This is a genomic window from Brevundimonas sp. AVps5, assembly GCF_058681515.1.
In genome coordinates, this window is sequence record NZ_CM178740.1 from 2169141 (window position 1) to 2182203 (window position 13063).

11 protein-coding genes are annotated in these 13063 nt (G+C 69.1%); all 11 read right to left on the reverse strand.

Annotated elements, in window-relative coordinates:
• Positions 1-29 precede the first annotated feature (29 nt).
• A complete protein-coding gene (locus ACW18A_RS10955; RefSeq protein ID WP_492021751.1) occupies positions 30-1241 on the reverse strand; it encodes a mechanosensitive ion channel family protein in 1212 nt (403 codons plus the stop codon).
• On the reverse strand, positions 1238-2320 hold the full coding sequence (gene murG, locus ACW18A_RS10960; protein ID WP_492021752.1) for an undecaprenyldiphospho-muramoylpentapeptide beta-N-acetylglucosaminyltransferase: 1083 nt from the start codon (positions 2318-2320) through the stop codon (positions 1238-1240). Before murG ends, ACW18A_RS10955 begins: the two co-directional genes overlap by 4 nt.
• A gap of 207 nt (positions 2321-2527) precedes the next feature.
• Positions 2528-3712, reverse strand: coding sequence for an FtsW/RodA/SpoVE family cell cycle protein (locus tag ACW18A_RS10965; RefSeq protein ID WP_492021753.1), 1185 nt, complete (start codon positions 3710-3712; stop codon positions 2528-2530).
• A gap of 6 nt (positions 3713-3718) precedes the next feature.
• Complete coding sequence (gene murD, locus ACW18A_RS10970; RefSeq protein ID WP_492021754.1) at positions 3719-5137, reverse strand: UDP-N-acetylmuramoyl-L-alanine--D-glutamate ligase; 1419 nt, start codon at positions 5135-5137, stop codon at positions 3719-3721.
• Between the two features lie 190 nt (positions 5138-5327).
• Positions 5328-6437 carry a phospho-N-acetylmuramoyl-pentapeptide-transferase gene (gene mraY / locus ACW18A_RS10975; protein ID WP_492021755.1) on the reverse strand — a complete coding sequence of 370 codons (1110 nt, stop codon included), beginning with the start codon at positions 6435-6437 and terminating at the stop codon, positions 5328-5330.
• 88 nt (positions 6438-6525) lie between these two features.
• On the reverse strand, positions 6526-7947 hold the full coding sequence (locus ACW18A_RS10980) for a UDP-N-acetylmuramoyl-tripeptide--D-alanyl-D-alanine ligase (RefSeq protein WP_492021756.1): 1422 nt from the start codon (positions 7945-7947) through the stop codon (positions 6526-6528).
• A gap of 57 nt (positions 7948-8004) precedes the next feature.
• Entirely contained in the window at positions 8005-9450 is a 1446-nt protein-coding gene (locus ACW18A_RS10985) for a UDP-N-acetylmuramoyl-L-alanyl-D-glutamate--2,6-diaminopimelate ligase (protein ID WP_492021757.1), read from the reverse strand.
• Positions 9447-11096, reverse strand: a complete 1650-nt coding sequence (locus ACW18A_RS10990) for a peptidoglycan D,D-transpeptidase FtsI family protein (protein WP_492024383.1) — start codon at positions 11094-11096, stop codon at positions 9447-9449. The genes ACW18A_RS10985 and ACW18A_RS10990 overlap by 4 nt, the downstream gene beginning before the upstream one ends.
• Positions 11097-11179: 83 nt before the next feature.
• Complete coding sequence (gene ftsL, locus ACW18A_RS10995; RefSeq protein ID WP_492021758.1) at positions 11180-11602, reverse strand: cell division protein FtsL; 423 nt, start codon at positions 11600-11602, stop codon at positions 11180-11182.
• Positions 11599-12549, reverse strand: coding sequence for a 16S rRNA (cytosine(1402)-N(4))-methyltransferase RsmH (rsmH, locus tag ACW18A_RS11000; protein WP_492021759.1), 951 nt, complete (start codon positions 12547-12549; stop codon positions 11599-11601). Before rsmH ends, ftsL begins: the two co-directional genes overlap by 4 nt.
• Positions 12546-13013 (reverse strand): division/cell wall cluster transcriptional repressor MraZ, encoded by a 468-nt coding sequence (locus ACW18A_RS11005; protein WP_492021760.1) that lies wholly within the window; start codon positions 13011-13013, stop codon positions 12546-12548. Before ACW18A_RS11005 ends, rsmH begins: the two co-directional genes overlap by 4 nt.
• Between the last annotated feature and the right edge of the window lie 50 nt (positions 13014-13063).

Below are 13063 nucleotides of genomic sequence, written 5' to 3' on the forward strand. Positions count from 1 at the left end.
GGCCGTGCAGTTCCGGTGAGTCTCGACCCTCACCCTTTCGCGCGAGGCCGATCGCCTGACGGCTCTCGGGCGCTCAAGCCCTCTCCCAACGGGAGAGGGATATTCAGACGATCCCGCGGCAGGGCCTCGGGGCATTGATCCCGCATGAACTCCAGCATCTTCTCGCGGATCTCGCAGCGCAGGTCGAATGCGACCGGGGCGGAGCGTGCGCTGGCGAGGCAGCGGACCTGGGCGACGCGGTCGGTGATGTCGGTGACCTGAAGGTTGACCACGTCGCCGTCCCACAGCGGCGAGGCGCGGCAGATACGCTCCAGCTCGGCGCGCAGGCGGTCCATCGGCGCTTCATAGTCAACGTAGAGGAAGGCCGTGCCGATCAGGCGGGAGGCCTCGCGCGTCCAGTTCTCGAACGGCGTCTCGATGAAATAGCTGAGCGGCAGGATCATGCGCCGCCAGTCCCACAGCTTGACCACAACGTAGGTCGAGGTGATCTCCTCGATCACACCCCACTCCCCTTCGACAACCACAGCGTCGTCGATGCGGATGGGCTGGGCGGTGGCGATCTGGATGCCGGCGAACAGGTTCTTGAGCACCGGCTGGAGCGCCAGACCGGCGATGAGGCCGACGACACCGGCCGAAGCCAGCAGGGACACGCCCCACTGACGCACCGCCCCGATGGTCATCAGGGCCATGGCGACACTGACGATGCCGATCATGATGACGGCCGCCCGCTGAAGAATACGGGTCTGGGTGATGTGCTTGCGGGCGACGAGGTTGTCCTCGGCGGCCATGTTGAACTTCCGCAGATGGACGACGGCCCACATGTCGATGGCGCCCGACACGATCCAGCCGAGCACGAGGATGGTCAGGAACAGCAGGATGGCGCGGATGGCCTGGGACGGTTCCGCGTCCAGCGGCGAGACGGTGATCGAGAAGCCGATGGCGATCAGGATGATGAGGACACGCAGCTTCTCGCGCGCCCGCTCGACCACGCCGCGCCAGAACAGGTCACGGGTCTTCACCACGCGGCGCAGGATCGAGAAGACCAAGGCGTGGACCAGCCAGCCGGCGGCCACGAAAACCGTCACGACAATGGCCACGACCAGCCATTCGGGCAGCCAATGGAACTGGCGCCAGAGCATCAGGATCTGGTGGGTCAGGTTGGTGATTTCGGGCGGCATCGACGCAAACAGCGTGTCAGCCGCATCTTCCGTTCCCAGCGGCGGCAGGGCCGCGCCGGTCATCCGGCCGTAGCCTCGGCAAGGTCAGCGAGGCGCTCGGCCGCGTCGGGGATGGCGACGGAGCGGGCGGCCGCGCTCATGGCAGTGAGACGGGCGGGGTCGGCGAGCACACCCGCGACAGCGGCAGCCATGGCGTCGACAGTGACGTCGTCCTCCAGGATGACCTCGGCGGCGGAGACGTCGGTCAGAAGTTTCGCATTGAGGCGCTGGTGGTCGTCAGTGGCGATCTTCAGCGGGATCAGGATCGACGGCATGGCGGCGACGGCCAGCTCGGCGCAGGTCGAGGCCCCGGCGCGGCCGATGACCAGATGGGCGGCGGACAGGCGGGAGGCCATGTCGCGGAAGAAGGGGGCGACCTCGGCCTCGATGCCGGCATCGAGATAGATCTGGCGTGAGGTCTCCAGGGTCTCGGGGCGGGACTGTTGCTGGACCTTGAGACGGCGACGGATCGCGTCCGGCAGGGCGGCGAGGGCGCGGGGCGTGGTCTCGGACAGGAGGCGGGCACCCTGCGAGCCGCCGGTGACGAGGATGTGGATGGGGCCATCACCGGGAGGGACGTAGGCGCGGTCGAACAGGGAGCGGATCTCGGCGCGGACCGGGGCACCGACGACCTGGGCGCGGGCCTTCACGGCCGGAGAGGCGCGCTCCAGCGTCGGGAAGGATGAGGCGACGGCGCGGACGTGGGGGGCGAGGGCGCGGTTGGTGCGGCCGAGGACGGCGTTCTGCTCGTGGATCAGGGTCGGGCGTCTCTGCAGGATGGCGGCGACAAGGGCCGGGGCCGACGGATAGCCGCCGAAGCCGACGACGACCTGCGCGTCGAGGCGGTTGAAGGCGGTCTGGGCCTGACCGATGCCGCGCACGATGGCGACGCCGGCCTTCAGCAGGCCGATGGGACCGGAGCCGGTGGCGGCGTCCAGGGCGAGGCGTTCCTCGGCGGGGAAGGCCTGGGCGTACTGTTCGCCGCGATGGTCGGTGGCGAGGACCACGCGCCACCCGCGCGCGGCCATCTCGCGGGCCAGGGCCTCGGCCGGGAACATGTGGCCGCCGGTTCCCCCGGCGGCGACGACGCAGAGTTTGGTCATGGAGGTGGCTTAGCCGACGCCTCTTCGTTCGTCATCCTCCGGCGCAGCGAAGCGAAGACCGGGGGACCCAGCGGCGCGCGCGAGCGCGAACCTGTCGCGCATACATTCGCTGACGCCTCTCGCCTGCGCTCCGCTTCGGCGCCGCTGGGTCCCCCGGTCTGCGCCGCGAAGGCGCGGCTTGCCGGAGGATGACGAAAGAAGAGAGGTCTACGGCATCAACAGCCGACGCGGGCGCTGCAAGCTGGCCCCCGGTTCGTAGGCGCCGGGGCGGCGGCGCGTCAACGCCAGGGCGAACCCCATCGTCAGCCCCATGGCCAGCATCGACGAGCCGCCATAGCTGATGAACGGCAGGGTCATCCCCTTGGTCGGGATGAGGTTCAGGTTTACCGCGACATTGATCGAGGCCTGGAGCCCGATCAGCATGAACAGGCCCGCGGCTGCCGTCTGTTCGAACGGGTCGTTCAGCTTCATCGCCCGGCCCATGCCGCGGAAGACGATGAAGGCATAGAGGCCGATCATGACGAGGCTGAGGACCAGGCCGAACTCCTCGGCGCCGACGGAATAGATGAAGTCGGTGTGCAGGTCGGGGACGGAGCGCTTCATCACCCCCTCGCCCACGCCGCGCCCGACCAGACCGCCGGCTCGGATGGCCTCCGAGGCGCGGTCGATCTGGTGGGTGTCCTCGACGCCGGGGGAGACGAATTTGGCGACCCGCGACTGGACGTGGGGAAACAGGAGATAGATGGCGGTCATGCCCGCGACGAACATCGCGCCCAGCACCGCCACCCAGCGCAGCGGCACCCCGGCCATGAAGAAGACGGCCATGAAGGTGGTGGTGATCAGCAGGGTCTGGCCGATGTCGGGCTGGATCAGCAGCAGGGCCACGGTCACGACGTAGAAGCCGAAGGCGATGGAGACGCCGGGCACGCCCTGCCCCTTCTGGCCTTCGGCGAACATCCAGGCGGCGAAGACGATCAAACTGGGCTTGGCGAACTCGGACGGCTGGAGGCTGAACGGGCCGAGGTTCACCCAGCGGGCTGCGCCCTTCACCGTGTCGCCGATGAAGGGCAGCATGGCCATGACGACGATGGCGCCGAGCAGGCCCAGCACCGCAATGCGGCGCACGCCCCGGGGCGACAGCAACGACATGGTCAGCATCAGTCCGACGCCGCCGCTGGCCCACACGATCATGCGCCAGGAATAGTGGAACGGATCGGTGATCGACTCGTCGGCGAGGATGGCGGCGGGGGAAGAGGCGAACGACAGCATGACGCCGAGACCCATGAGGGCCAGGGCTGCGCCGAGCAGGCCGCGATCCACCGTCCAGAACCACTGGGCGATCGGGCTCTGGTCGTTGCGCGAGAACGGGTGGGAGTAGACGGCCTGGGTCATGGTTTCTCAACCATGAACGGAAGGGGTAGCTCCGAGGTTAAGAACGGCGGCCCGGAACGCTTCTCCGCGCGCCTCGAAGTCGGGGAACTGGTCGAAGCTGGCGCAGGCGGGGCTGAGGAGGACGACGGCGTCGCCTCCGGCGCTGGCAGCGTCTGCGGCCGCGAGGGCGACGGCCGTCGCCATGTCCCTGGCGATGACGTGGGGCGTGTCGCCGAGGGTGGCGGCGAAGTCGTCGGCGGCTTCCCCGATCAGATAGGCTTTGGTCACGCGGGGGAAGAGGTCGGCGAGCTCGACGATGCCGCCGTCCTTGGCCCGGCCGCCGGCGATCCAGAAGCTGGTCGGGTAGCTGAGCAGGGCCTGACGGGCGGCGTCGGCATTGGTGGCCTTGGAGTCGTTGACGAAGCGGACCGCGCCGAGCCGGCCGACCGTCTCCATCCGGTGCGCGAGGCCGGGGAAGGTCATCAGGCCGTTGACGGCGGCCTCATGCGAGACACCGACGGCGCGGGCGGCGGCCCAGGCGAAGGCGGCGTTCTGGGCGTTGTGGCGGCCGGGCAGAGAGCGGGCGGGGGTCAGATTGATAGCGTCGCCTGAATCAATCCAGAGCACGCCGGGCTGGGCCACGAACCCTTCTCCCCTTGCGGGAGAAGGGTTCGTGGTGACGAACTGTGCGGCCCATCCGCGAGAGACCAGGTCACGATAGATTTCGAGGCCGGGCTCCTCGTCGATCCCCACGAGTGCGAGCCTGGCGTCGCCTTGATCGTCGCAGATGCCATTCATCTGCTGGAACAGCCGCGCCTTGGCCGCGACATAGCCCTTCATGCCGCCGTGGCGGTCGAGGTGGTCGGGGCTGATGTTGGTCAGGATGGCGACGTCGGGGGCGAAGCTGGTGGTCAGGTCGAGCTGGTAGCTGGAGACCTCGATGACATAGGCCTCGACCTCGGCGGGAGGCGGCAGGGCCAGGACGCCGATGCCGATATTGCCGCCGACGGCGATCTTCATCCCGGCCTGTTTCAGCACCCAGCCGATCAGGGCCGTGGTGGTGGACTTGCCGTTGGTGCCGGTGATGGCGATCACCTTCGGCCGCAGGGAGGCGGGCGTCGCGGCGAGCGCGCGGGCGAACAGTTCGATATCGCCGATGACCGGGACGTTGGCCGCACGGGCCTTGTCGACGGTCCAGTGCGGTTTGGGATGGGTCAGGGGCGCGCCGGGCGACAGGACCAGGGCGGCGAAGTCCGACCAGTCGGCGACGGTCAGGTCCTCGACTTCGAAGCCTTCGGCCTCGGCCTGCATACGGCCGGAGACGCCGTCGTCCCACAGCACAGGCTCGGCCCCTCCGGCCTTGAGGGCGCGGGCGGCGGTGATGCCCGAACGGCCGAGACCGAAGACTGCGACGCGACGACCTTCAAAGCCGGGGACGGGGGTCATGGCTCCCTCTCCCGTTGGGAGAGGGCTTGAGCGCCCGGGAGCCGAAGGCGATCGGACTTGCGCGAAAGGGTGAGGGTTCGACCTCGGCCAATTCGGACCATCCGCCCCTCACCCTTTCGGCTTGCGGATCGCTGCGCTCTCCGAGCCTCAAGCCCTCTCCCCATGGGAGAGGGAGCGCGAAGGCCGATCATCACCGCAGCTTCAGCGTCGACAGGCCGATCAGGGCCAGCATGGCGGCGACGATCCAGAAGCGGATGACGACCGTCGATTCCGGCCAGCCCATCTTTTCGAAATGGTGGTGGATCGGGGCCATCAGGAAGATGCGCTTCCCCGTGGCCTTGAAATAGGCGACCTGGATCATGACCGAGGCGGCCTCGATGACGAACAGACCGCCGACGATGCCGAGAACCAGCTCGTGCTTGGTGGCGACGGCGATGGCGCCGAGTGCGCCGCCCAGCGCCAGCGACCCGGTGTCGCCCATGAAGATCTTGGCCGGCGGGGCGTTGTACCAGAGGAAGCCCACGCCCCCGCCGATGATGGCGGCGCAGAAGATGGCCAGTTCGCCCGAGCCCGGCACGTGGTGGACGCCCAGATACTCGGCGAAGATGAAGTTGCCGACGAGGTAGGAGATCACCCCGAAGGCCGCTGCCGACATCATCACCGGCACAATGGCCAGGCCGTCGAGCCCGTCGGTCAGGTTCACTGCGTTCGAGAAGCCGACCAGGGTGAAGGCGGCGAAGGCGACGTAGAACCAGCCGACGTTCAGCAGGACGTCCTTGAAGAAGGGGAAGGCGATCGAGGTCTCAAGTCCCGGCGAGGTGGGCGACTGGGTCATCCACAGCACCACCAGAACACCGGCGATCACCGACACGACGATCTGGGCCACCAGCTTCTGTTTTGAGGTCAGGCCGGCCGAGGTCTGTTTCGTGACCTTGGCGTAGTCGTCGATGAAGCCCAGCACGCCAAAGGCCCCGGTCACGCCGGAGACGATCCAGATATAGGGGTTGGTCAGGTCGCCCCACAGGAAGACGGCGACCGCGATGCCCGCAAGGATCATCAGCCCGCCCATGGTCGGGGTGCCGACCTTGGACAGATGGCTGACGGGGCCGTCGGCGCGGATCGGCTGGCCCTTGCCCTGCTTCACCCGCATCCATGCGATGAACCGGCTGCCCATGGCGACGGCGACGATCATGGCCGTGGCCATGGCGAGGGCGACCCGCACCGTCTGGTACTGGACCAGATTGAGCAGCGGATACTCGTTCGCGACGTCGGCGTAGTAGAGATACAGCAGATAGAACATTGGCTTCCTTGTCGCCCCTATCGGGTCGCGCGCGGCGCTCCCCTGCTTGAGGGGCCGTAGCCCCTGTCGGCTCGCACGCGGCGCTCCCCTACGAGAGGGGCACCTCCCCTGTGGATGTGTCTAGCCGCGCCAGCGCCGCCGCGACAAGCGACGCTTTCGAGCCGTTCGAACCCTTGACCATGACGACGTCGTTCGGCCCGACCAGATCGGTGGCCTGAGCCGCGAGATCGGCTGCGCTCCCGGCCCAGACGCCGCGACGGGCGGGCGGCAGGGCGTCGTAGAGATGACGCATCTCCGGCCCGGCGGCGTGAACGATGTCGAGGCCTGCCTGGTCGATCGGCGCAGCGAGACCGGCGTGAAGCGCTTCGGACTGGTCGCCCAGTTCCAGCATGTCGGTCAGGACGACGATGCGGCGGCCGCCCGGCTGCACCGGTTTGGCGCCGAGCGAGCGGAACCCGGCCGTCATCGACAGCGGATTGGCGTTGTAGCTCTCGTCGATCAGGGTGAAGGCACCGCCGGAGATGCGGACGGTGCGGGTCTCGCCCCGGCCCTTCAGCGGCTCGAAATCAGCCAGGGCGGCGAGCGCCGTCTCGACCGGCACATCGAGCGCGTCGAGCATCAGGATGACGGCAAGGCTGTTGAGGCCCCAGTGGAAGCCCGACTGTTTCAACGGGAAGACGTGGCGGTGGCCGTAGACCTCGGCGGTGACGACGGCACCGTCGGGATTGGGGGTGAAGTCGATCAGGCGGGCGTCGTGGGCGGGCTCGGAACCGAAGGCCGCCACCCGGGCGCCGACATGCAGCGCCGCCTGACGAAGCATGGGCTCCCAGGCGTTGTCGCCGTTGATGACCGCCAGACCGCCGGGACCCAGGCCCTGGAAGATGGCGGCCTTCTCGCGGGCAACACCGGCCTCACCGTCGGCGAAGGCCTCGATATGGACCGGACCGACGGTGGTGACGCAGGCGGCATGCGGCTGGACCATTCGGGCCAGGGGCGCGATCTCGCCCGGCGCGTTCATACCGATCTCGAACACGGCCCGCTCGACCGACGGATGCATCCGGGCCAGCGTCAGGGGCACGCCGATGTGGTTGTTGTAGCTCTTGATCGAGGCGTGGGCCGGACCGGCGAGGTCGAGGCCGGCCTTGATGGCCTGGGTCACGCTGGTCTTGCCGACGCTGCCGGTGACGGCGCCGCGGCGGATGTGGGGCGCACGGTCGCGAGCGGCCCCGGCCATGGCCTCCAGTGCGTGCAGGGTGTCGGGGACGACGATACAGGGGCCGCCGGCGACGGGACGTTCAACCAGGGCCCCGGAGGCACCGGCGGCGAAGGCGGAAGCGGCGAAGTCGTGGCCGTCGCGTGCGCCCTTCAGCGCCAGGAACAGTTCGCCCGGCCCGATCTCCCGACTGTTGTAGGTCAGGCCGTCGGCGGTGAAGTCGCCGCCCTCGATCTGTCCGCCGGTGGCTGCCGCGATTTCCTGCGCGGTCCAGAGGGGCGGTGTCGTGTCAGGCATCTAGGCAGCTTCTCCTGGAGCGTGACCTTATCCGAAAACCGCCGACACTTTTCGGGATCACGCTCGTAGGGCCTCGGCGAGTTCGGTGGCGTCGTCGAAGGGATGAGTCGTCCCGCCCACGATCTGACCCTGTTCATGCCCTTTTCCGGCGACGACGACCACATCTCCCTCGCCCATCATGGCCGTGGCCTCGCGAATGGCGGCGCGGCGGTCTCCGATCTCAAGGGCGGAGGGGCAGCCGGCCCGGACCTCGGCGCGGATGACGGCGGGGTCTTCGGAGCGGGGGTTGTCGTCGGTGACGATGGCGACGTCGGCCAGACGACCCGCGATCTCGCCCATCAGCGGACGCTTGCCCCGGTCGCGGTCGCCGCCGGCGCCGAAGACGACGATCAGGCGGCCGGTGGCGTGGGGGCGCAGGGCCTTGAGCACGGTTTCGAGGCCGTCGGGGGTGTGAGCGTAGTCGACGTAGGCCTCGCCCCGGCCTCCGCTGACCCGCTGCAGACGGCCGGCCGCGCCGGTGATCTTTTCGAGGGCGTGCAACACCTTTGCGGCGTCCTCGCCGGCGGCGATGCACAGGCCGGCGGCGACGAGAGCGTTGGAGGCCTGGAAGGCACCGGCCAGCGGCAGGAGCACGTCGTGACGGTCGCCGCGCACGTCGAGGATCAGCCGCTGGCCTTCCGGCACCGCGCGGCGTTCGACCAAAGACAGGTCCCGGCCCCTCTCGCCCACGCCCATGACGCCGAGGCCGGACATGATCGAGGCGGCGGCGAAGGCGTTGTAGGCGTCGGAATCGGCGTTGAGCACCGCAGTGCGGCCACGCGGCAGGAGAGTCTCGAACAGGCGCAGCTTGGCAGACCGATAGGCGTCCATATCGCCGTGATAGTCGAGGTGATCCTGGGTCAGGTTGGTGAAGGCGGCGGCCTTCAGCGTGACGCCGTCGAGGCGGCGCTGGTCGATGCCGTGCGAAGAGGCCTCGAGCGCCAGATGGGTCACGCCGCCCTCAGCCAGGGTCGCCAGCAGGCGGGCGGCGTCGCCGGCGTCGGGGCTGGTCAGGCCGGGCGGGGTCAGGGCTTCGGTCCGGGCACCGGACTGGGCCACGACCCCGAGGGTGCCCATGCTGGCGGCCCTGATGCCCAGGGCGGCCCAGATCTGGCGGCAGAAGGCGGCGACCGAGGTCTTGCCGTTGGTGCCAGTGACCGCGACGCAGGTCGCGGGCTGGGTTCCGTAGAAGCCGCGCGCCGCGAGCGCATAGGCGCGACGGACGTCACCGGAACGGACCAGGAGCGGCGCGAGGTTTTCGGGCGTGTCCTGCGGCGCGAGAACGGCGGCAGCGCCATTCGACAGGGCCTGGGGGATGAAGGCGCGGCCGTCCGCGGCGGTCCCCGGCAGGGCGACGAACAAGGAACCGGGCGCGACCTTGCGGCTGTCGGCCGTCACGCCGGTGATCATCGGATCGGCGGTGACGTCGCGGCGCAGCAGGTCGGAGAGACGGATCGCGCTCATCGGGCGACCACCGGTGCGGGCGGATCGAAGCGGCGCTGGACACCGAGGAAGCCGGAGATGCGGTCGGCGACACGGCCGACGACAGGCGCTGCGACGGCACCGCCGAGGCGCGACCCCTGGCTGGGCTCGTCGATCAGGACGAAAATGACGTAACGCTGCACATCCGCCGGACCGTCAGCGGGGAACACCGCGGCGAAGGAGCCAACCCCGTGGCTGGCGTCATAGCGGCCGTTGACCAGCTTGTTGGCCGACCCCGTCTTGCCGCCAACACGCAGGCCTTCTGCGTTCGCCTGACCGCCCGAACCGCGCAGGACGTTGGCGCGCATCAGCTCCCGCATCGCGGCCGAGGTCTCGACGCTGACGACACGATGGCCTTCGGAGCCCGCGCCGCCGCGACGCAGCGACAGGGGGCGATAGATGCCGCCGTTAACCAGGGCGACGGTGGCGGCCGTCATCTGAAGGGGAGTGATCATGATGCCGTAGCCGAACGACATCGAGGCACGGGTCGAGTCCGACCAGTCGTGCGGACGACGAGGGCGGGCGCTCTCCTTCAGTTCGATCGGGGCGGCGTCGAGCAGGCCCAGCCTGGTGAAGTAGGACCGCATCGTATCGGCACCCATCTGGACTGCGAGCCGCGACGTGCCGATGTTCGAGGAGTGCAGATAGACCTCTTCCAGCGTCAGGACCTTGTTGGTCGCGTGGAAGTCCTGGATGCGGCGGTTGCCGATCATATAGGCCTGGGACGCATCGATCATGGTGTCGAGATCAGCCAGACCCGTATCGATGGCGGTGGCGATGGTGAAGGTCTTGAAGACCGATCCCATCTCGTAGTGGGCCGAGGTGACGCGGTTCAGGGTGGCGTCATCCGGCGCCTGACCACGGCGATTGGCGTCGTAGGTCGGCCAGGAAGCCATGCCGAGGATCTCGCCGGTGCGCGCGTCGGCGACGACCCCGACCGCGCCCTTGGCACCAACTTCCGACGCGGTCGCCGCCAGTTCGTTCTCCAGGACACCCTGAACGCGAAGATCGATGGACAGGGCGAAGTCCGCGCCCCGGGTGCCCGCTTCGCGGATGGCGTCGTTGAAGGCCAGTTCGGCGCCGGAGACGCCCTGCCCGCCCGAGTCGGCCGTGCCGATGACGTGGGCGCCGGAGGTGTTCAGCGGATAGACCCGGCGATCTTCCGGCTCGAACGAAATGCCGCCGAGGGCGAGAGCGTGGACGGCCAGACGCTCTGCCGGGGTCAGCCCGGGCTGGGCGATCAGTCTACGGTCGCCGTCGAGCACGCGACGCAGACGGGTCGCGGAGATGCCCGGCAAGGCCCGGCGAATCTGGCGGAAGGCGGCGTCCTTGTCCCAGACCTCCGACGGATCGATATAGAGGCCGTAGTGGGTGATGTTGGTGGCCAGAAGGGCCCCGTTGCGGTCGGTCAGGTCGGCGCGCTGCAGGGCACCTGCGACAGCGGAGGCACCGTGCCCCCCCCGGGGCGCCAGCAGGGCGGCGTTGGCCGCGCCCAGGGCCAGCAGACTGAACACAGCGATGAACACCATCCGGATCAGGAAGATCCGGACGCGGGTGTCTTCTTCCGGGCGAGCGTCGGCGCGGGCGCGTTCGAAGGCGTGTTCGACGAACCAGACCGCCTCGCCCATCCAGCGTAGCCATGGCGAGACGGTCGAGGTCAGGGGGCGGCCGACGCCGGGCGCGGGGCGGAAGGGCCGCGGATCGTGAACGGTCATCGCTCGACCTCCACGACTGGGGCGGCGGGGGCATCGGCCGGTGCGGCTGGCTCGACGGCGGCGGGGACGACAGGCGCGACCGGAGCCGGCACGTGGACCGGCTTGAGGCTCGGCAAGGCGTTCTCGTCGACCTGACGCTCGGCCTTCACGGGGGCCAGGGCCGCACCGCGCGACAATGTTTCAAGACGGCCGGGTTGTTCCAGACGAGCGGCCTCGGCGCGCAGCAGACGGACGCGCTGGCTGTTCTCGGCGATCTGGCGTTCCAGCTGACCGATGGCGGCGCTCTCGCGGGCCGCGGCAGCCTTGGCGAGGTAGACGGAGAAGACCATGGCGGCGACGCATATGACGCCGATGATCTCGATCCAGCGGATGCCGCGGATCTTCCAGCCGAACAGCCGCCGAACCAGATCACGGGTCATGCCGCCGCCTTCCAGGCCGGGGCGTCGGTGCGGACGGCGGCGCGCAGCCTGGCCGAACGTGAGCGCGGGTTGGCGGCCAGTTCGACGTCTCCCGCCTCGCGCGCGCCCTTGAACTGCAGGGTGAAGCTGGGCTTGCGGGTCTCGATGGCGACGGGGGCGTGGCGCGAGCCGCCCGGCGCATTGCCGCTGCGCTCGGTCAGGAAGGCCTTCACAATCCGGTCTTCGAGCGAATGGAAGGTAACGATGGCCAGACGCCCGCCGGGCGACAGGGTGCGTTCGGCGGCTTCGAGGCCTTTGGTCAGTTCGCCGAGTTCGTCGTTCACGGCGATGCGCAGGGCCTGGAAAGTCCGTGTGGCCGGATGGGTCGGGGCGCCGCGACGGCCGCCGAGGGCCTTTTCGACCACCTCGGCGAGGTCGAGGGTTCGGGCGAACGGCTGGGTGGTCCGGCGGCGCAGGATGGCGGTGGCGATGCGGCCCGACTGACGCTCGTCGCCATACTGTTTCAGGATGTGGGCCAGGGGGCCGTGATCCCAGCCGTTGACGATGTCGGCGGCGCTCTCGCCCTCGCCCGACATGCGCATGTCCAGCGGACCGTCGCGCATGAAGGAGAAGCCGCGTTCGGCCTCGTCCAGCTGCATGGACGAGACGCCGATGTCGAAGACGGCACCGTCGAGGCGCGCTTCGCCGGTCTCGGCGAAGGCGTCGGACAGGCCGGAGAAGGCAGTGCGGACCAGCTGGAACTGGCCGGGAAAATCGTTGGCCACGGCGTCGGCGTGGCGCTGGACCGTCGGATCCCGGTCAAGGGCGATGACCCGGGCCCCGGTCGCCAGAATGGCGCGGGTGTAGCCGCCCGCGCCGAAGGTGGCGTCGATCACGAGGTCACCGGCCTTCGGGGCCAGGGCCTCGATGACTTCATCCAGCAGGACGGGGGCATGGGGGCCGGTCACGCGTCGTTCCCTGGCATGCTGCGGCGCGCGGTGTCGCCACGCTCGCGCATCGCCCTTCTCGCCAGTATCCGACGATCGTCCTTGCGGGCGTTCCAGCGGGCGCGGTCCCAGATCTGGAAGCGCGGCCCCATGCCGACGATCACCACGTCGTCGCCGAGACCGGCTTCCTGACAGAGGCTTTCCGGCAAGGTGATGCGGCCGCCGCCGTCGTAGGCGAGCTGCTTCTGGCCGCCATAGACGGTCTCTTCCAGAGCTGTGCGCCAGTCGTCGCCGAACGGCAGGGCTTCGATCATGGCGACGTATTCAGCCATCAGCCTGTCGCCACCGGCCTCAAGGCAGTCGGACTCGACCGAGAAGAAGCAGAAGACGCCCAGGTCGGCGCCGTTTTCGGAGGTGCGGAACTCCTGAGGGATCAGGAGACGGCGCTTGCCGTCCAGCTGCTTCTCACTGGTTCCGAGAAACACGCCCGTCCCAATCGAGCCTGTCGGCCCGCCCCCAAGAGTTCATCCTCGCG